Annotated in this window: 20 protein-coding genes; 3 read left to right on the forward strand and 17 right to left on the reverse strand. The window is 63.5% G+C overall.

The genetic code is table 11. From position 1 onward, the window contains the following. Position 1 precedes the first annotated feature (1 nt). The 5 genes from ccmE to ccmA are packed head-to-tail and all read right to left on the reverse strand — an operon-like array spanning position 2 to position 2,738. Entirely contained in the window at positions 2–457 is a 456-nt protein-coding gene (gene ccmE / locus LJX93_RS18800; RefSeq protein WP_047583656.1) for a cytochrome c maturation protein CcmE, read from the reverse strand. Further along, a complete protein-coding gene (ccmD, locus tag LJX93_RS18805; RefSeq protein WP_033699430.1) occupies positions 454–630 on the reverse strand; it encodes a heme exporter protein CcmD in 177 nt (58 codons plus the stop codon). Before ccmD ends, ccmE begins: the two co-directional genes overlap by 4 nt. Next, positions 627–1,394, reverse strand: coding sequence for a heme ABC transporter permease (locus LJX93_RS18810; RefSeq protein ID WP_033699432.1), 768 nt, complete (start codon positions 1,392–1,394; stop codon positions 627–629). The genes ccmD and LJX93_RS18810 overlap by 4 nt, the downstream gene beginning before the upstream one ends. A 46-nt stretch (positions 1,395–1,440) precedes the next feature. Beyond that, positions 1,441–2,109, reverse strand: coding sequence for a heme exporter protein CcmB (gene ccmB / locus LJX93_RS18815; RefSeq protein ID WP_027592998.1), 669 nt, complete (start codon positions 2,107–2,109; stop codon positions 1,441–1,443). After that, complete coding sequence (ccmA, locus tag LJX93_RS18820; RefSeq protein ID WP_033699433.1) at positions 2,106–2,738, reverse strand: cytochrome c biogenesis heme-transporting ATPase CcmA; 633 nt, start codon at positions 2,736–2,738, stop codon at positions 2,106–2,108. The genes ccmB and ccmA overlap by 4 nt, the downstream gene beginning before the upstream one ends. Before the next feature lie 132 nt (positions 2,739–2,870). Here ccmA and LJX93_RS18825 point away from each other — a divergent pair, with 132 nt between their 5' ends. From LJX93_RS18825 to LJX93_RS18835, 3 genes are all read left to right on the forward strand, one after another. Further along, on the forward strand, positions 2,871–4,427 hold the full coding sequence (locus LJX93_RS18825) for a flagellar hook-length control protein FliK (RefSeq protein WP_095063718.1): 1,557 nt from the start codon (positions 2,871–2,873) through the stop codon (positions 4,425–4,427). Then, positions 4,424–4,768 (forward strand): EscU/YscU/HrcU family type III secretion system export apparatus switch protein, encoded by a 345-nt coding sequence (locus LJX93_RS18830; protein ID WP_033699435.1) that lies wholly within the window; start codon positions 4,424–4,426, stop codon positions 4,766–4,768. Before LJX93_RS18825 ends, LJX93_RS18830 begins: the two co-directional genes overlap by 4 nt. A gap of 127 nt (positions 4,769–4,895) precedes the next feature. Next, the gene (locus LJX93_RS18835) at positions 4,896–7,628 is read left to right on the forward strand and encodes a dermonecrotic toxin domain-containing protein (protein WP_227696284.1); all 2,733 of its coding nucleotides are present in this window, start codon (positions 4,896–4,898) and stop codon (positions 7,626–7,628) included. Positions 7,629–7,661: 33 nt separating this feature from the next. On the opposite strand, the gene LJX93_RS18840 is transcribed toward LJX93_RS18835, so the two are convergent. The 12 genes from LJX93_RS18840 to fleN form a co-directional block, all read right to left on the reverse strand. Then, entirely contained in the window at positions 7,662–8,057 is a 396-nt protein-coding gene (locus tag LJX93_RS18840) for a DUF2802 domain-containing protein (RefSeq protein ID WP_033699438.1), read from the reverse strand. A 1-nt stretch (position 8,058) separates the two neighbouring features. Then, a complete protein-coding gene (locus tag LJX93_RS18845) occupies positions 8,059–8,538 on the reverse strand; it encodes a chemotaxis protein CheW (RefSeq protein ID WP_003254393.1) in 480 nt (159 codons plus the stop codon). 42 nt (positions 8,539–8,580) lie between these two features. After that, the gene (locus LJX93_RS18850) at positions 8,581–9,447 is read right to left on the reverse strand and encodes a CheW domain-containing protein (RefSeq protein WP_186664004.1); all 867 of its coding nucleotides are present in this window, start codon (positions 9,445–9,447) and stop codon (positions 8,581–8,583) included. Then, on the reverse strand, positions 9,447–10,235 hold the full coding sequence (locus LJX93_RS18855) for a ParA family protein (protein WP_033699440.1): 789 nt from the start codon (positions 10,233–10,235) through the stop codon (positions 9,447–9,449). The genes LJX93_RS18850 and LJX93_RS18855 overlap by 1 nt, the downstream gene beginning before the upstream one ends. Before the next feature lie 77 nt (positions 10,236–10,312). Then, complete coding sequence (motD, locus tag LJX93_RS18860; RefSeq protein ID WP_033699441.1) at positions 10,313–11,170, reverse strand: flagellar motor protein MotD; 858 nt, start codon at positions 11,168–11,170, stop codon at positions 10,313–10,315. 3 nt (positions 11,171–11,173) lie between these two features. After that, complete coding sequence (locus LJX93_RS18865) at positions 11,174–11,914, reverse strand: flagellar motor protein (protein ID WP_033699443.1); 741 nt, start codon at positions 11,912–11,914, stop codon at positions 11,174–11,176. Next, positions 11,914–13,035, reverse strand: a complete 1,122-nt coding sequence (locus LJX93_RS18870; protein WP_033699445.1) for a protein-glutamate methylesterase/protein-glutamine glutaminase — start codon at positions 13,033–13,035, stop codon at positions 11,914–11,916. Before LJX93_RS18870 ends, LJX93_RS18865 begins: the two co-directional genes overlap by 1 nt. A gap of 46 nt (positions 13,036–13,081) precedes the next feature. Then, entirely contained in the window at positions 13,082–15,277 is a 2,196-nt protein-coding gene (locus tag LJX93_RS18875) for a chemotaxis protein CheA (protein ID WP_186656340.1), read from the reverse strand. A 12-nt stretch (positions 15,278–15,289) separates the two neighbouring features. After that, positions 15,290–16,078, reverse strand: coding sequence for a protein phosphatase CheZ (locus LJX93_RS18880; protein ID WP_033699448.1), 789 nt, complete (start codon positions 16,076–16,078; stop codon positions 15,290–15,292). 20 nt (positions 16,079–16,098) lie between these two features. Beyond that, the gene (locus LJX93_RS18885) at positions 16,099–16,473 is read right to left on the reverse strand and encodes a chemotaxis response regulator CheY (protein WP_077068541.1); all 375 of its coding nucleotides are present in this window, start codon (positions 16,471–16,473) and stop codon (positions 16,099–16,101) included. A gap of 119 nt (positions 16,474–16,592) precedes the next feature. Further along, the gene (gene fliA / locus LJX93_RS18890) at positions 16,593–17,333 is read right to left on the reverse strand and encodes an RNA polymerase sigma factor FliA (protein WP_033699449.1); all 741 of its coding nucleotides are present in this window, start codon (positions 17,331–17,333) and stop codon (positions 16,593–16,595) included. Next, entirely contained in the window at positions 17,330–18,163 is an 834-nt protein-coding gene (gene fleN, locus LJX93_RS18895) for a flagellar synthesis regulator FleN (protein WP_027593013.1), read from the reverse strand. Before fleN ends, fliA begins: the two co-directional genes overlap by 4 nt. Positions 18,164–18,216 lie beyond the last annotated feature (53 nt).

Raw genomic sequence — 18,216 nt, forward strand, 5'->3', positions numbered from 1 at the left:
TTCATGGCTTGGCCTCCGCGCCCGCGGCGGCCTGGCCGCTTTCCTTCAGGGCCTTGGTAACCTCGGGCGGCATGTACTTCTCGTCGTGCTTGGCCAGCACTTCATCGGCCACCACCACACCTTCACCATTGAGCTTGCCCAGGGCAACGATGCCCTGCCCTTCACGGAACAGGTCGGGGAGGATGCCGCGGTAGGTGATCGGCACCGACTTGTTGAAGTCAGTGACCACGAAGCGCACGTCGAGCGAGTCAGCCGAGCGCTGCACCGAACCTTTTTCGACCATGCCGCCAGCCCGAATACGGGTATCCAGGGGGGCTTCGCCATTGGCGATCTGAGTCGGCGTGTAGAACAGGTTGATGTTCTGCTGCAATGCGCTCAGGGCAAAGCCGACGGCAACCCCGACACCGACCAGCAGGCCGGCGATGAGCAAAAGGCGTTTCTTGCGCTGCGGATTCACTGGTTGTTCTCCCGGCGCAAGCGGCGCGCCTCATCTTGCAGGTAGCGACGGCGGGCCAGCAGTGGGGTGGCGACGTTCAGCGCCAATACCGCCAGGCAAATGCCATAGGCCGTCCACACGTACAGGCCGTGGTGGCCCATGGCGAGGAAATCACCGAACGAGGCGAAACTCATTGCGCGGCCCTCCGCCCCAGGCTGTTCAACACTTCCTCCTTGACCCAGCTGGCGCGTGCCTCGCGCTTGAGCACCTCAAGGCGCATGCGCAACAACAGCACCACGCCGAAGAAGCAGTAGAAGCCCAGTGCCGTGCACAGCAGCGGCAGCCACATCTCGGCGGGCATCGCAGGCTTTTCGGTGAGGGTGAAGGTGGCGCCCTGGTGCAGGGTGTTCCACCACTCCACCGAGTACTTGATGATCGGTATGTTGATCACCCCGACGATGGCCAGCACCGCGCAGGCCTTGGCCGCGCTGTCACGATTACTGATTGCCTGGCCCAGCGCAATAATGCCGAAGTACAAGAACAGCAGGATCAGCATCGACGTCAGCCGCGCATCCCACACCCACCAGCTACCCCAGGTCGGCTTGCCCCAGATGGCGCCGGTGACCAGCGCCACGGCGGTCATCCAGGCGCCGATGGGCGCGGCGCATTGCAGGGCGACGTCGGCCAGTTTCATCTTCCACACCAGGCCCACCACCCCGGCCACCGCCAGCAGCACGTAGCACGATTGCGCCAGCATCGCCGCCGGCACATGGATGTAGATGATGCGGAAACTATTGCCCTGTTGGTAATCCTGGGGCGCGAACGCCAGGCCCCAGGTGACGCCCACCAGCAACAGCACGATGGCGCAGACCGTCAGCCATGGCAGCATGCGGCCGCTGATGGCATAGAACCATTTGGGAGAACCGAGTTTGTGGAACCACGTCCAACTCATTTTCATCAGGGTACATCCAGGGTATTAGCCGGGCTTGAGAGCCCAGGACTCGTTATTCGCCGACGCTGATCTTCAGGCCGGCCGCTATCGCAAAGGGTGCCAGTGTCACCGCCAGGGCCGTGAGGCTGGCAAGCCAGAGCAGGTGGCCAGTGGCGGGCATATTCTGCAACGCCGCCTGCAACGCACCACTGCCCAGGATCAATACAGGGATATACAACGGCAGAATCAGCAACGCCAGCAGCAACCCACCACGTTTGAGACCGACCGTCAGCGCCGCACCCACTGCACCCAACAGGCTCAGTACCGGCGTGCCCAGCAGCAAGGAGGCGAGCAGCACCGGCAGGCAATGGCTCGGCAACCCCAGCATCAGCGCCAGCAGTGGCGCCAACAATACCAGCGCCAGGCCGGAAAAGATCCAGTGCGCCAGCACCTTGGCCAGCACCAGCAACGCCAGTGGATGCGGCGACAGCACCCATTGCTCCAGCGAGCCATCCTCGAAATCGCTGCGGAACAGGCCGTCCAGCGATAACAGCACGGCCAGCAAGGCCGCAACCCACACCAGGCCAGGTGACAAGGTTTGCAACAATTGGCTTTCAGGGCCGACCGCCAGCGGGAACAGGGCAACGACGATGGCGAAGAACACCAGCGGGTTGGCCAGTTCTGCGGGGCGGCGGAACAACAGACGCGCTTCGCGGCGCAGCAACAGGATGAATACGCTCATGCTGCCCATTGCCCCAGGTTCAGTTCACGGTAGCCCGACGGCTTGCGTTCAAGGCTGTGGTGGGTGGTCAGCACCACCGTGCCACCCTGCTCGCAATGCGCCGCCAAGTGCGCTTCGAGCTGCGCCACACCTTGCTTGTCGAGGGCGGTGAACGGTTCGTCGAGAATCCACAAGGGCGGGCTGTCCAGGTACAGCCGGGCCAGGGCTACACGGCGCTGCTGGCCGGCCGACAAGGTATGGCACGGCACGTCTTCGAAGCCGCTCAGGCCGACTGCCGCCAGCGCCGCCCAGATGCGCTCGGCGCTGGCGGGCTGGTGCAGGGCACAGAGCCAGGTGAGGTTCTCCTCGGCGGTGAGCAGGTCTTTGATGCCCGCAGCGTGGCCGATCCACAGCAGGATGCTGGCCAAGGCATGGCGCTGCTCGGCCAACGGCTTGCCGCCCAGCAGGATCTGCCCGGCGGTCGGCTGCATCAACCCAGCCAACAGGCGCAGCAAGCTGGTCTTGCCGCTGCCGTTGGGGCCGCTGATCTGCAGCATGTCGCCGGGCCGCAGCTCGAAATCGAGCTGCTCGAACAGCAGGCGCCAGTCGCGCTCGCAGGCCAGGCCTGCGGCTTGGAGATGAAGGGTCACGGTTTCGCCTTATCCAGTTTACGGCTCAAGTCGCCCCCCTCGCTGCCGTTATACTGGCAGTGGCGGGCGGGCGGCATTATTACATGCACGGCCTCGCTGCCAAGAGGCGGGTTCGACAGGTTGTATACAATCATGACTGAAATCAATAGTCTCGGCGCACAAACCGCGATCAGCGCCCAGGCCATCAAGGCGGGCATGACCGGCGAACTGCTGCGCCTGACCCAAGCACAGCCCGGCTTGCTCGCCCCTGGCGAAACGGCGCAAGCCGAGGTCGTGTCGCTACGCCAGCTGGGCCGGGAGTTCCAGGTCGTGCTGCGGCTGATCCAGGCCAACGGCGCCCAGACCCAATTGCAGGCCAGCGCCAGCCAGCCGTTACCCCCCGGTAGCCAAGTCACCGTCAGCCAGACCGAGGGCAATCGCCTGGCGATCATGCTGCAACAGGCCAGCGCCAGCAACATCGCCACCCTCACCCGCCTGGACACGGCCAAGGTGCCGGTCGGTACCCTGCTGCAAGGCAAGGTCCTGACCAACCAGCCCATCCTACAAGCGCCGGGCCAGACAGCCGGTTACCGGGCACTGGTGAGCCTGCTCAACAGCGCGCAGGCCGGTGCCACCCTGACCATCGACAGCCCGCGCCCGCTGCCCGTAGGCAGCCTGCTCAGCGCGCGGGTGCAAGGCGACCAGTCGCTGCAATTCGTGCCGCTCAGCGGCCGGCAAGACCAGCTCAGCATCGCCCAGCAACTGCTCACCCAGCAAAATCGCCAGGCCTCGTTAACCGGCCTGCTCAGTGCATTGCAGCGGGTCGCCCGCGACCCCGGCGCCGACGGTAGCCTGCGCAGCAGTGCCGAGCGTTTGCTGGCCGGGCTGCCGGACGTGCGCCAGCTCGGCGATGCCAAAGCCGTCGCCCAGGCCCTGAGCAACAGCGGTACCTTCCTCGAAGCGAAGCTGCTGGGGGGCTTCCCCGCCAGCGTGGCCACTGATCTCAAGGCCCACCTGCTCAGGTTGATCACCCAGGCCTCGGTCACCGCGCCCGGTGCACCGGCCCTGATGCCAAGCACCTTGGCCCTGACCCTGCCGGCCCTCGCCCGTGGCGCCCTGGGCATGCTCGACCGGGTCAGCCCGAAACCACAGCCAGGGGCGTTTCCGCTGCCTTCGCGGCTACTCAAGGCCATGGAAGACGAAGGCGACCTGCAACAGTTGCTGCGCCTGGCCGCGGCGGCCGTTTCACGCCTGCAGAGCCATGCCATGAGCAGCCTGCAGCAGAGCGGCAACCTTGAAAACGGCAACCTGCAGACCACTTGGCAGACTGAAGTGCCGATCCGCCATGGCCAGGAGTTCATCCCGCTGCAGGTCAAGCTGCAACGCGAAGAAACGCCGCAACAGCAAGCTGACCGCCAGCACCAAGAGCATGACCCGCTACAAGCGCTGTGGCGTATCGAGTTGGCCTTCGACCTCGCTCCGCTTGGCCCTTTGCAAGTGCAGGCACAACTGAGCCAGGGCCGCCTGAACGGGCAACTGTGGGCAGAACAGGAACAGACCGCGCGGCTGATCGACAGCCAGCTCGGCACCCTGCGCGAGCGCCTGCTGGCCAGGGGCCTGGACGTCGGCGACCTGGAATGCCACCCCGGCACCCCACCCCAAGGCCCCCGCACGCGGGTCGAACAACGCTGGGTGGACGAAAACGCATGAGTGGCAAAACACCGCGCCAGGCCATTGCCCTGAGCTACGACGGCCAACAGGCCCCCACGCTCAGCGCCAAGGGCGACGATGCCCTGGCCGAAGCCATTCTTGAACTTGCCCGCCAACACGAGGTGCCGATCTACGAAAACGCCGAGCTGGTAAGCCTGCTGGCACGGCTGGAGCTGGGCGAGCAGATACCCGAGGCGCTGTACCTGACCATTGCCGAAATCATTGCCTTTGCCTGGCAGTTGCGCGGCAAGGTGCCCGTTGGGTTCAGCGACGTACCGGCCGGCGAACGGGACATCACCCCCAACCCCGCTCGCCTGCCGTTTGGCAACAGCATCGAGTAACGCAGCAGCAGCTACCACCACCTGCCAGGCGAGGTGCCAGCCTCGCCACGCCAGCCATAGCACTATGTAGCCCCCACACGCACAACCCATCGCCATCCTGCGCTTCTCATTCCCCCAGGAACACAGCATGCACCCCATCCCCCTTTCCAACCTCAGCCTGGTGCGTCAGGCACTGCAGGACTTCCCTCGCCCCGATACCCTGGCCGTGGAACTGCTGAGCGGTTGGCTGCGCCAACACGGCATCACCGATTCGCCACTACTGATCGATGTGGTGACCCTTCACTACCAGGCTGCGCCTCGCGCCGACAGCCACACTGGCGCTGCGGACAATGCCGTCATTACCCAAAGAATGAACCTGGTCGAGGCATTGCTGGCCAACTGGCAAGGTGAAACCGCAGCCGGCTATGGCGGTTTCCATTACGGCAACTGGGCAGGGCTGCCACCGGCTGGTCAAGTGATATTGGTCGACCGCCTGGTACCGCTGAGTATGTTGTCCAATGCCGCGCCCTACCTTGTCTTCAACGGCCTCTACCGACGCACCCAACCCAGCCGCTACGCACCGGACAACTGCCTGCCGATTCGCGCCGAGCATTTCCAGAGCTTTCTGTGGAACCTGCATTTTCACAACAGTTTCAAGGCCCGCCTGGATACCTATTGGGACAAGCGACAAGGGCACTATCAGCGCGCACTGAAGATTGCCTTCATCGCCGCCTGCAACAAGCAGGTGTTGCTCAACAGCCTGTCCGGGCCTGGCCGCCAACTGCTGTGGGAGGCGGCGCAGTTGATCGCCCGCAGCAACGCGCGGTTAAGCATGCTCAATATCTACGGCTACATTTCCACTAGCATCGTGCAGATCCGTCACGCCAGCCAGCCGTTGGTAGTGCTGTACTTGCCTGGCAATGCTTCGCCTTTCCATGAGTTCGCCGACTCTTCGGCGATGAAGCGCTGGCTGGCCAGGCAATGCCAGGACGTCGCCAAACGCGATGCACTGATGGCCTGTTTCGCTCGTACCGACTGGCCGGACGGCCTCGATTTCAGCGGCCTGCGCACCGCACTGACAGGCCTGGGCCTTTACCCCAAAGCGCACCGCCTGAGCCATGACCATCCAGGCTTTGCCACCAGTGGCTTCTGGGACCCGCAATACATTATCGATTTTCGCCCCGACAAATACGACAGCACCCTGGAGGGCGACCTGTTCACCCACCTGACCTTGCTGCAAAAGCGCCGTGCCTACGCCGATGCCGATAGCCAGATCACCAGCAACCATGCCGTCAACAAGGCCAAATGGGCCAACTACCTGAACCTTGCCACCAACCTGCTGCTACCCCTGATGGTGGTACTGCCCGAACTGGCCCCGTTGCTGGTAGCTGGCGGCCTGGCGCAGTTCAGCCTGGGCCTGGATGCCGCCATCAATGGCAAGACCCCCGAGGCAAAGGCACAAGGCGTGACAGACCAGGTGTTCGGCCTGTTCAATGCCCTACCCACCGGCACTGGCCAGGCGGTCAGGTACGCCGAGGTATTTCGCACGACCCGCCCAGGCTTCTTCCGTTCCCAACTGTTGGACACCTTGCTCAATGCCCGCGTCGGTGCGGCACCGCTGCTGGAGCAAACGGCACTGGAGCCCGCTGAACTGGCGTTCCGCGAGCCGTCGGTACAGGCGTCGACCCATGCCGCCGTGGTGACCACGGTCGAGGAAAACCTTCGGCACCGTTTCGCCGCCTGGCTCAGCACCCGACAAGGCCTGGTCAACGAATGGGTTCAATACGAATTCGCCACCAACTGCTTCATCCGCACCCGGGATGCAAAGTTGATCAGCCCGCCGCGCTGGGCGCTGGGCACCGAAGGCGACCCTGCTTTGGTGCTGTCATCAAGCCAGAGCAGGGCCACACCCACCCACCCCCAGCGCATGGCCACGCTGCGCGCCTTGGGCATCAATATCGAGCTGCCGATCGACTACGAGCCTTACAACGGCCTGCAGCGCATGCCGCTGCCCAAGGTAGTCAGCAGTATCTGGGTGGGCGACCAGCCCTTGCAGGGCGAATACCTCGAGGCGCTGGTGCATAACGCACAGGTGATACGCAGCAGCGGCTATCGCTTCCAGATCCTGCTGTCGCGGCAAAACAACGCAGCCTACCTGCACAATCTGAAAACCCTGCGCGCGCGGAGTGAAAGCGCCCTGCTCATGCCCCTCGAAGACCAAGAGTTTTACCAGCATTTCACCCTGTCGCCCTACTACCCACAGTATCGCGCCGCCCTTGACGGCAACCAGGGTCAGGGGCGCAACTTTGCCTCGGCCTGCGACATCCTGCGCTACCGACTGCTCGAACACTACGGTGGCCTGTACCTGGATGCCGATGACCGCTTGCTGGCGGCGAGCGGCGCGGATGGCACCGCGCCGCTGGCCAGGCTCCAACTCAAGACCACAAGGGATGGCCTGCTGTTGTCACCGCCTGTTTCCAACGACCAGTTGGGCATGTACATCCAGTTCAACAGCAGCATGATCGGCAGCCACCCAGGCAATCCAAACCTGAGTGCCATCTCGGACGAAATCCTTCGCCGCTACCAGCTGGTGCCCGACTTCTATGCCAGCCGGCCGGACGCGCGCCTGGCGCCGCTACCTTTCCAGGCCTATGCAAGGCGGCTCAACCTGTTGACCGGCCCAGGCGTGCTCAACCATGTAATCGACGAGCGCCTGCCCTGGCTCAAGCAACTGCGCGAGCTCTGCACCCTGATGGTATCGCCGCTGTACGACCTCCATGCGACCCTGGAGTTGAGCGAGCTTCATCGGGTCATCCGTGACCATGTACCGCTGGATCAGGTAGCCGAGATGGGCCACGCCCACAGTTGGCAAGGCCCGTAAACTGGCCAATCACCGGGGCAGTGCAGCGCCGTACTACTCGCTGCGGTGCAGCTTGCTCATCAACTCCGCCTCGGCCCGGGTCAGGCCGCAGGTTTCAGTCAGCTCCGACACACTTGCGCCCATGCCGACCAGCTTGGCCGCCTGGCTGAAGGTGACGCTGCTGGGGTCGCGCTGCTCCAGGCGTTCCAGCCGGTCAGGCAGGGTGGCCAGGGTTTCGCGCAGGTCATGGATGGCCTCACCCATGCGCACCGTACCGTTCTGGTAGTCGTCCAGGCGCTTGCTCAGGTCTTTGATGCGTTGATCGCGCAGGGCATCGCCCTCGGCCTGTTGCGCGGCCAGCTCGCGCTGGCGCTTGCTGTGGTTGAGGAACATCCACAAGCTGAGCGCCCACAGCAGCGCCAGGAAGATGACAGCAACCTCGAAGATCAACTCAGATGTTCTCAAGCTCGGACCACTCTTCCTCGGTCATCATCTTGTCCAGCTCGACCAGTATCAGCAGTTCGCCGTTCTTGTTGCACACGCCCTGGATGAACTTGGCCGACTCTTCGTTACCCACGTTCGGCGCCGTCTCGATCTCGGACTGACGCAGGTAGACCACCTCGGCGACGCTATCGACCAGGATGCCGACCACTTGCTTGTCCGCCTCGATGATGACGATACGGGTGTTGTCGGTCACCTCGGTCGGCATCAGGCCAAAACGCTGGCGGGTGTCGATCACTGTCACCACGTTGCCGCGCAGGTTGATGATGCCCAGCACATAGCTCGGTGCGCCCGGTACCGGGGCGATCTCGGTGTAGCGCAGCACTTCCTGCACCTGCATGACATTGATCCCGTAGGACTCGTTGTCCAGACGGAAGGTTACCCACTGCAGAATCGGATCTTCGGAACCTTGTGCAGACGACTTTTTCATTCCCCTACCCCTTAAAGTCCGCCATAGGCGGTGTGTGCGGTGTCATTTGTGTTTGGCGTGCATCTGCTTGACCGCGCCACTGGCGATCAGCTCGGCCAGTTCGGCGACGTCGAGCAGGGCACACATGTGTTCGATCACCGTGCCGGCCAGCCACGGGCGTTGGCCACGCTGGCTGCGCCACTTGATCTCGGACGGGTCCAGGCGCAATGAGCGGCTGACCTGGTGCACGGCCAGCCCCCATTCGTAGCCCTGCACGGAAATCACATACTGCAGGCCCTGGCGGAAGTCGTCACGGTAGCGGTCGGGCATCACCCAGCGCGCGGTGTCGAGGACTTTGAGGTTGCCGGCCTGGCAGGTCAGGATGCCGAGAAACCAGTCAGGTTGGCCGAACAGCGGCGTCAGTTCCTGGCCGGCCAGGTTGTAAATCGAGCCCAGGCATACCAAGGGCACCGCCAGGGTCAAGCCGGCGACATCGAACAGCAGGCACTCGAACGGCTCCGCCGCCCAGGCCGGGCGGCCGTCGATGCTTGCCGGGGGCACCGGCAGGTTCGGCGCGGGCAGGTGCACATCCACCAACGGCACTGCCGGTTCCACGCTCTGTTCTTCGGTCAGGACCGGGACGCTGGCCTCGGCCAGCACTTCGCTCTCGACTACCGTGACCACCGGTTCTTCCACCGGCAGCACGCTGGGCAACACCTTCAGCCGCGGCTCGGCAAAGGGCCGCTGCGCGACAGCGGCGGGCTGCGCTGGCTGGCGTGCTTCAGGTGCCTGTTCCACGCGCACCGCATCGGCGACGTCTGCCGCCGGCTCGATCAGATCGTCGGCCTCAGTGGCCTCCTGCAACAGGCCATCGAGGTAGGATTGCAGGGCCATCTGCGGCCGCGTGCCGGTTTGCCGGGTCTGGGTCATCAGGCCACCTGCACTGCGTTTTTGTAAGTGAGCAAGTGCTTGAGCAGCGCCCGGTAGGCAATCAGGCCACGGCTCTTGCCATCGAACTGCGACGGCGTGACGCCCTTGCGGCTGGCATCGCGCAAGCGGGTATCGACCGGGATGTAACCCTGCCAGACATTCTGCTCATAGGTGTCGCGCAATAGTTTGAGCGTGCCCAGGGAAGCCTGAGTACGGCGGTCGAACAGGGTCGGCACGATCTGGTAAGGCAAGGCCTGTTTACGCGAACGGTTGACCATGGCCAAGGTCCCAACCATGCGCTCCAGGCCCTTCACCGCCAGGAACTCGGTCTGTACCGGTATCACCAACTGCTGGCTCGCGGCCAGGGCATTGACCATCAGCACGCCCAGCAAGGGTGGGCTGTCGATCAAGGCGAAGTCGAAGTCCTGCCACAGCTGCGCCAGACTCTTGGCGATCACCAGGCCCAGGCCGTTCTTGCCCGGCGACTGGCGCTCCAGCACCGCCAGCGCGGTGCTCGAAGGCAGCAGCGAGATACGCTCATCACTGGTCGGCAACAGCAACTGCCCAGGCAAACCCTCCGGCACGCTGCCCTGGTGCAGGAACAGGTCATAGCAGCTGTGCTCCAGCGCATCGGGGTTGTGCCCGAAGTAACTGGTCATCGAACCGTGCGGGTCGAGGTCGACGACGACCACGCGCTTGCCCGCCTCAGCCAGCAGCCCAGCCAGGGCGATGGTCGTGGTGGTCTTGCCGACGCCACCTTTTTGATTGGCTACTGCCCAGACTCTCATCGTTCGTTGCTTCCTCCCGGTGTGGCCGCCTGCCCTGCCGGGAACGGTATGGTATTTGGTGACGGAGAATTGACGAGTTACTGCCCCGCCGCCATTGCTGGCGTAGCCGGTGCACTTTGTGTGCCAGCCCGGCGCAACGCAGCATCTGGCGTGGCATTGGCGCTGCCAGAGCCGGTCAGGCTGCGGCGCACTTCGAGGTTACGGGAAATCACCAGTACCACACGACGGTTGCGGGCACGGCCTTCGGCACTGTCGTTGCTGGCGACCGGCTGGTACTCGCCATAGCCCACCGATGCCATGCGCGCCGGGTTCACCCCCTCCATGGCCAGCAACCGGACGATGCTGGCCGCCCGTGCCGACGACAACTCCCAGTTGGTCGGGTACTGCGCGGTGCGAATCGGCAGGTTGTCGGTAAAACCTTCGACATGCACCGGGTTGGCGAACGGCTTGAGGATGTTCGCCACCTTCTCGATGATCGCGAAGGCCTTGTCGCTAGGCATGGCATCGCCGCTGCCGAACAGCAGCGAGGAGTTGAGCTCGATTTCGATCCACAGCTCATTGCCGCGTACGGTCATCTGGTCGGTCTTGATCAGGTCGCCAAAGGCGTCGCGCACATCGTCACTGATGGTCTTCAGCGGGTCGACATTGGTTTGCGCAAGACCCGCCTCGGTCTGCTCGCTTTCCCTCACCAAAGGCTCGGCCGGGCGCACGCTCAGGGGTTGCTCATCCCCGACCGGGATCGGCTTCATGCTCCGTTCAGGGTCGTTGAACACCCCGATCAAGGCCTGCGAGATGACCTTGTACTTGCCCTCGTTGATCGAGGAAATCGAATACATGACCACGAAAAACGCGAACAGCAAGGTGATGAAGTCGGCGTACGACACCAGCCAGCGTTCGTGATTCTCGTGTTCCTCGGTATGACGACGGCGACGCATGGGTTACTCCATGAAGCCTTGCAGCTTCAGTTCGATCGAGCGCGGGTTCTCACCCTCGGCAATCGACAACAGGCCTTCGAGCAGCATCTCGCGGTAGCGCGACTGGCGCATGACGATGGCCTTCAGCTTGTTGGCGATCGGCAACAGGATCAGGTTGGCGCTGGCCACACCGTAGATGGTGGCGACGAACGCCACGGCGATGCCGTTACCCAACTGCGACGGGTCGGCCAGGTTGCCCATGACATGGATCAGGCCCATGACCGCACCGATGATGCCGATGGTTGGCGCATAGCCGCCCATGCTCTCGAACACCTTGGCAGCCTGGATATCACGGCCCTCCTGGGTCAGGAAGTCGACTTCAAGGATGCTGCGGATGGCTTCTGGCTCGGCGCCGTCGACCAGCAGTTGCAAGCCCTTGCGCGCATACGGGTCGGGCTCGGCATCGGCCACCCCTTCCAGGCCCAGCAGGCCTTCCTTGCGCGCCGTCAGGCTCCAGCTGACCACCCGATCGATACCACCGGCCAAGTCGACGCGGGGCGGAAAGAGGATCCAGCGCAGGATCTGCAAGGCCCGCTTGAAAGCCGGCAATGGCGACTGCAGCAAGGCCGCCGCCAAGGTACCGCCCAACACGATCAAACCCGCCGGGCCGTTGATCAGCGCGCCGACATGCCCGCCTTCGAGGAAGTTGCCGCCGACAATCGCGACGAACGCCAGGATCAGGCCAATCAGGCTTAGCACATCCATCAGACGCAGGCCTCGACCAGGTGCTTGCCGATCTCGTCCAGGCTGTACACCGCGTCGGCCAGGTTAGCCTTGACGATGGCCATGGGCATGCCATAGATCACGCAGCTGGCTTCATCCTGGGCCCACACGGTACTGCCACCCTGCTTGAGCAGGCGCGCGCCTTCACGACCATCGGCGCCCATGCCGGTCAGCACCACCGACAGCACCTTGTCGCCGTACGACTTGGCCGCCGAGCCGAAAGTGATGTCCACGCACGGCTTGTAGTTCAGGCGCTCGTCGCCGGGCAGGATCTTCACCGTGCCGCGGCCATCGATCATCATCTGCTTGCCACCTGGGGCCAGCAGCGCCAGGCCTGGGCGCAGCACGTCACCGTCCTCGGCTTCCTTCACGCTGATCTTGCACAGCTTGTCCAGGCGCTCGGCAAAGGCCTTGGTAAAGGCCGCCGGCATGTGCTGGATCAGCACGATCGGCGCCGGGAAGTTGGCAGGCAGTTGCGTCAGTACCCGCTGCAGCGCCACCGGGCCACCCGTGGAGGTACCGATGGCCACCAGTTTGTAGGGTTTGCGCTTGGGTGCCGGGGCATGTGCCGCTGGCGCTGCCGCCGCGCGCACCGGCGCGGCAGTGCGCACCGGTGCGGGGCTGGCGAAGCTGCTGGTTGGCGCAGCGCTGCTCGCGGCGGCCGGTGCGGCGGCTGGCGCGGGGCTGTAGCTGCCGAAACGGCGGTTGCTGCGCGACAGGGTGTGCACCTTCTCGCACAGCAGTTGCTTGACCTTCTCCGGGTTGCGCGAGATGTCCTCGAAGTTCTTCGGCAGGTAATCCACCGCACCGGCATCCAGTGCGTCCAGGGTCACCCGGGCACCTTCGTGGGTCAGCGAAGAGAACATCAGTACCGGCGTCGGGCAGCGCTGCATGATGTGCCGCACCGCCGTGATGCCATCCATCATGGGCATCTCGTAGTCCATGGTGATGACATCGGGCTTGAGCGCCAGCGCCTGGTCGATTGCTTCCTTGCCATTGGTCGCGGTACCCACTACCTGGATCGTCGGGTCCGCCGAGAGGATTTCCGAGACGCGGCGGCGGAAGAAACCGGAATCATCCACCACCAGGACCTTGACTGCCATAAACACTCCATTAGGCGGCGCAACCCGCCAGGGTGCGCCACCGAAATCAAATACGCCGCGCGGCGTAACGCTTGAGCATGCTCGGGACGTCGAGGATCAACGCGATGCGACCGTCGCCGGTGATAGTGGCCCCGGACATGCCCGGCGTGCCCTGCAGCATCTTGCCCAGCGGCTTGATTACCACTTCTTCCTGGCCCACCAGTTGATCGACGACAAAGCCAATGCGTTGGGTACCAACCGAGAGGATCACCACGTGGCCCTCATGCTGCTCTTCGTGCACCTGGCCCTGCACCAGCCAGCGCTTGAGGTAGAACAGTGGCAGCGCCTTGTCGCGCACGATCACCACTTCCTGGCCATCGACCACATTGGTGCGCGACAGGTCGAGGTGGAAGATCTCGTTGACGTTGACCAGCGGGAAGGCGAAGGCCTGGTTGGCCAGCATCACCATCAGGGTCGGCATGATCGCCAGGGTCAGCGGCACCTTGATGACGATCTTCGAACCCTGGCCCTTGGCCGAGTAGATGTTGATCGAGCCATTGAGCTGGGAAATCTTGGTCTTCACCACATCCATGCCGACACCACGGCCGGACACGTCGGAAATCTCGGTCTTGGTCGAGAAGCCCGGGGCGAAGATCAGGTTGTAGCAGTCCGACTCGCTCAGACGCTCAGCGGCGTCCTTGTCCATCAGGCCCTTCTCCACGGCCTTGGCGCGCAGGATGTTGGGGTCCATGCCCTTGCCGTCATCGGAGATCGACAGCAGGATATGGTCGCCTTCCTGCTCGGCTGACAACACCACCCGGCCGGTCCGCGCCTTGCCGGACGCTTCACGCTCGTCGGGCATTTCCACGCCATGGTCGACCGCGTTGCGCACCAAGTGCACCAGCGGGTCAGCCAGGGCCTCGACGAGGTTCTTGTCGAGGTCGGTCTCTTCACCGACCAGCTCCAGGTTGATCTCTTTCTTGAGTTGGCGGGCCAGGTCGCGAACCAGACGCGGGAAGCGGCCGAAGACTTTCTTGATCGGCTGCATGCGGGTCTTCATGACCGCGGTCTGCAGGTCGGCAGTGACCACGTCGAGGTTCGACACGGCCTTGGACATGGCCTCGTCGCCGCTGTTCAGGCCCAGGCGGACCAAGCGGTTACGCACCAGCACCAGTTCGCCGACCATGTTCATGATCTCGTCCAGGCGCGCGGTGTCGACGCGCACGGTGGTTTCTGCCTCGCTGACGGCATGCTTTTCTGCCGCAGGGGCCGGTGCCCGTGGTGCAGGCGCAGGCTTGCTGACAGGCGCCGGTGCGGGCTTGGCCACTGGCTTGCTTTCGACCTTGGCAGCGACAGGCGCTTCGACCGCGACGGCGTCGCCAGAGAACTTGCCCTTGCCGTGCAACTGGTCGAGCAAGGCTTCGAATTCGTGCTCGCTGATAGCGTCACTGGCCGTGGCGGCCGGTGCAGTGCTCACGGGCGCAACTGCAGCGGCGGCGGGCAAGGCGTCGGCCTGGAACGTGCCCTTGCCATGCAGTTGATCGAGCAACGACTCGAACTCTTCATCGGTGATTTCGTCGCTGACCGGCGCCGGGGCGCTGGCCACTGGCTCAGCGACGACTTCGGCGCTGAACTGGCCTTTGCCATGCAACTGGTCGAGCAGCGATTCGAACTCGGCGTCGGTGATCTCGTCACTGGCACCGCTGATGCTCTCGCCTTGCAACTGCTCATCGGCAGCGGCCTGGGCCTTGACCGCGTCGAGCGAGTCGAGCAGCTGCTCGAATTCGCTGTCGGTGATGTCCGGCTCTTCGGCAGGCGCTGCGGCCAGCGGTTCAGCGGCCGCAGGCTCGGCAGCGGCGACTTCGTCAGCAGCGGCAGGCTCGGCCAGGCGCGACAACGCGGCCAGCAGCTCCGGGGTGGCCGGGATGACTTCGCTGCGCTCGCGGACTTGGCCAAACATGTTGTTGACCGTGTCCAGCGCTTCAAGCACCACGTCCATCAACTCGGCGTCGACCCGGCGCTCACCTTTGCGCAGGATGTCGAACACGTTCTCGGCGATATGGCAGCACTCCACCAGCTCGTTGAGCTGGAGGAAGCCGGCGCCCCCTTTTACAGTGTGGAAACCGCGAAAAATGGCATTGAGCAGGTCGGCATCATCCGGTCGGCTTTCCAGCTCGACCAATTGCTCGGACAGTTGCTCAAGAATTTCGCCGGCTTCTACCAGGAAATCCTGAAGGATTTCTTCATCGGCGCCGAAGCTCATTAAACGTGCTCCTTAAAAACCCAGACTGGACAGCAGATCATCGACATCGTCCTGACCGGACACGACGTCTTCACGCTTATCGGCATGAATCTGCGGACCTTCACCCCGAGTCGGATGTTTTTCTTGATCTTTTTCAGCGCGAAGCTGCTGGTGGTCATGTTCGATGCCGGCAAAACGGTCGACCTGACTGGCCATCAGCACGAGCTTGAGCAGGTTGCTTTCCACCTCGGTGACCAACGCGGTGACCCGCTTGATCACCTGGCCGGTCAGGTCTTGGTAGTCCTGAGCCAGCAGAATGTCGTTGAGGTGGCCGGAAACCTTGCGGTTGCCTTCGGCACTGTGCGTCAGGAAACTGTCGACCCGCTTGACCAGGTCACGGAATTCTGGCGCAGCGACTTCGCGGCGCATGAAGCGCTGCCAGTCCACGCTCAGTGCCTTGGCCTCACCTGCCAGGTCGTTGAGCACCGGCGTGCTTTCCTCGACCAGGTCCATGGTGCGGTTGGCCGCACCCTCGGTCAGCTTGACCACATAGGACAGGCGCTCGGTGGCGTCGGTGATCTGCGAGACTTCCTCGGCCTGCGGCATGTTCGGGTCGATCTGGAAGCTGACGATGGCGCTGTGCAGCTCTCGGGTCAGCTTGCCGACTTCCTGGTACAGGCCACGGTCGCGGGTCTGGTTCAGCTGATGAATCAGCTGCACCGCCTCGCCGAAGCGACCCCGCTCCAGGCTCTCGACCAATTCCTGGGCATGTTTCTTCAGGGTCGTTTCGAACTCCCCCAAAGACGTTTGTGATGAATCCATGGCGCGCCCCCTGACGTGACTCAGCCGTTGACGCGTTCGAAGATCTTCTCGATCTTTTCTTTGAGCACCTGAGCGGTGAACGGCTTGACCACGTAACCATTGACGCCGGCCTGGGCCGCTTCGATGATCTGGTCGCGCTTGGCTTCGGCGGTCACCATCAGTACCGGCATGGTTTTCAGCTTCTCGCTGGCGCGGACTTTACGCAGCAGGTCGATACCGGACATGCCCGGCATGTTCCAGTCGGTCACCAGGAAGTCGTAGTGGCCGTTTTCCAGCATCGGCAACGCCGTGGTGCCGTCATCGGCTTCGTCGGTATTGGTGAAGCCCAGATCACGTAGCAGGTTCTTGATGATCCGCCGCATCGTCGAAAAGTCGTCAACGATGAGGATTTTCATGTTCTTGTCCAATTAGACCTCCAAGCAGTCTCAAACGCGCTCGGCCCCCGAGCACGCATTCATTCAATTCGGCACAACGTGAAACGACTGCAGCGTCTTCAACGGCGAACGGTTGGCACTCAGCGCGCCCGCCATTCACCCAGACGGCTGCGCAAACGTGCGGCGCACTGGCTGTGCAGCTGGCTTACGCGCGACTCGCTGACCCCCAGCACCTCACCGATTTCCTTGAGGTTCAGCTCTTCGTCGTAGTACAGCGCCAGCACCAGCCGCTCGCGCTCTGGCAGGTTGGCAATGGCATCGGTCAGGGCAGCCTGGAAGCGCTCGTCTTCAAGATCGCGCGACGGCTCGACCTGGCCACTGGCGCCGTCCTCGTGCAGCCCTTCGTGCTCGCCGTCCTGCAACAGGTCGTCGAAGCTGAACAGCCGGCTGCCTAAGGTATCGTTCAAAATCCCGTAGTAATCGTCGAGACTCAATTGGAGTTCGGCCGCAACTTCGTGATCTTTAGCGTCGCGACCGGTTCTTGCTTCAACAGCGCGCATTGCGTCACTGACCATGCGTGTGTTGCGGTGCACCGAACGCGGTGCCCAATCGCCTTTGCGCACCTCATCGAGCATCGCGCCGCGGATGCGGATACCGGCGTAGGTTTCGAAGCTGGCGCCCTTGCTGGCGTCGTACTTGTTGGCCACTTCCAGCAGGCCGATCATGCCGGCCTGGATCAGGTCTTCGACTTGGACGTTGGCCGGCAGCCGCGCCAGCAGGTGGTAGGCAATGCGCTTGACCAGCGGGGCGTAGCGTTCGATCAGCTCGTACTGGGCGTCTTTCGACGCCCTGCTGTACATCTTGAAGCCGCTCGCACTCATAGTACCGGTCCTGCGCTGGTGGGCTGCACCAGACGCTCGACGAAGAACTCCAGGTGCCCGCGCGGGTTGGCCGGCAACGGCCAGCTGTCGACCTTCTGCGCAATGGCCTTGAAGGCCAGCGCGCACTTGGAGCGCGGGAACGCTTCGTAAACTGCCCGCTGCTTCTGCACCGCCTTGCGCACGCACTCGTCGTACGGCACGGCGCCGACATACTGCAGGGCCACGTCGAGGAAGCGGTCGGTGACCTTGGTCAACTTGGCGAAGAGGTTGCGCCCTTCCTGCGGGCTCTGGGCCATGTTGGCCAGCACGCGGAAGCGGTTCATGCCGTAATCGCGGTTGAGCAGCTTGATCAGCGCATAGGCGTCGGTGATCGAGGTGGGCTCGTCGCAGACCACCAGCAGCACTTCCTGGGCCGCGCGAACGAAGCTGACCACCGAGTCACCAATACCTGCAGCGGTGTCGATCACCAGCACGTCGAGGTTGTCGCCGACATCGCTGAAGGCCTGGATCAGGCCGGCGTGCTGGGCCGGCGCCAGGTGCACCATACTCTGGGTGCCGGAGGCCGCCGGCACGATGCGCACTCCGCCCGGCCCCTGCAGCATCACATCGCGCAGCTCGCAGCGCCCTTCGATGACATCGGCCAGGGTGCGTTTGGGGGTAAGCCCAAGCAATACGTCGACATTGGCCAGGCCCAGGTCGGCGTCCAGCAACATGACCCTGCGGCCAAGCTCGGCCAGCGCCAGAGACAGGTTCACTGAAACGTTAGTTTTGCCGACGCCACCTTTGCCACCGGTCACGGCGATCACCTGTACGGGATGCATGCTACCCATGTCTGTTCTTTACCTTGTCTCGCTGGGACTCAGGCCACACGTGAGGCAATTCT

This window comes from Pseudomonas sp. HN2-3, assembly GCF_020691745.1.
Taxonomy (GTDB): Bacteria; Pseudomonadota; Gammaproteobacteria; order Pseudomonadales; family Pseudomonadaceae; genus Aquipseudomonas; species Aquipseudomonas capeferrum.

Excerpts from the sequence above, each read along its gene's own strand:
- ccmD (WP_033699430.1), bottom strand. The coding sequence starts at position 630 with ATGAGTTTCGCCTCGTTCGGTGATTTCCTCGCCATGGGCCACCACGGC.
- LJX93_RS18810 (WP_033699432.1), bottom strand. The coding sequence starts at position 1,394 with ATGAAAATGAGTTGGACGTGGTTCCACAAACTCGGTTCTCCCAAATGG.
- ccmB (WP_027592998.1), bottom strand. The coding sequence starts at position 2,109 with ATGAGCGTATTCATCCTGTTGCTGCGCCGCGAAGCGCGTCTGTTGTTC.
- LJX93_RS18825 (WP_095063718.1), top strand. The coding sequence starts at position 2,871 with ATGACTGAAATCAATAGTCTCGGCGCACAAACCGCGATCAGCGCCCAG.
- LJX93_RS18830 (WP_033699435.1), top strand. The coding sequence starts at position 4,424 with ATGAGTGGCAAAACACCGCGCCAGGCCATTGCCCTGAGCTACGACGGC.
- LJX93_RS18835 (WP_227696284.1), top strand. The coding sequence starts at position 4,896 with ATGCACCCCATCCCCCTTTCCAACCTCAGCCTGGTGCGTCAGGCACTG.
- LJX93_RS18845 (WP_003254393.1), bottom strand. The coding sequence starts at position 8,538 with ATGAAAAAGTCGTCTGCACAAGGTTCCGAAGATCCGATTCTGCAGTGG.
- LJX93_RS18850 (WP_186664004.1), bottom strand. The coding sequence starts at position 9,447 with ATGACCCAGACCCGGCAAACCGGCACGCGGCCGCAGATGGCCCTGCAA.
- LJX93_RS18855 (WP_033699440.1), bottom strand. The coding sequence starts at position 10,235 with ATGAGAGTCTGGGCAGTAGCCAATCAAAAAGGTGGCGTCGGCAAGACC.
- motD (WP_033699441.1), bottom strand. The coding sequence starts at position 11,170 with ATGCGTCGCCGTCGTCATACCGAGGAACACGAGAATCACGAACGCTGG.
- LJX93_RS18865 (WP_033699443.1), bottom strand. The coding sequence starts at position 11,914 with ATGGATGTGCTAAGCCTGATTGGCCTGATCCTGGCGTTCGTCGCGATT.
- LJX93_RS18870 (WP_033699445.1), bottom strand. The coding sequence starts at position 13,035 with ATGGCAGTCAAGGTCCTGGTGGTGGATGATTCCGGTTTCTTCCGCCGC.
- LJX93_RS18875 (WP_186656340.1), bottom strand. The coding sequence starts at position 15,277 with ATGAGCTTCGGCGCCGATGAAGAAATCCTTCAGGATTTCCTGGTAGAA.
- LJX93_RS18880 (WP_033699448.1), bottom strand. The coding sequence starts at position 16,078 with ATGGATTCATCACAAACGTCTTTGGGGGAGTTCGAAACGACCCTGAAG.
- LJX93_RS18885 (WP_077068541.1), bottom strand. The coding sequence starts at position 16,473 with ATGAAAATCCTCATCGTTGACGACTTTTCGACGATGCGGCGGATCATC.
- fliA (WP_033699449.1), bottom strand. The coding sequence starts at position 17,333 with ATGAGTGCGAGCGGCTTCAAGATGTACAGCAGGGCGTCGAAAGACGCC.
- fleN (WP_027593013.1), bottom strand. The coding sequence starts at position 18,163 with ATGGGTAGCATGCATCCCGTACAGGTGATCGCCGTGACCGGTGGCAAA.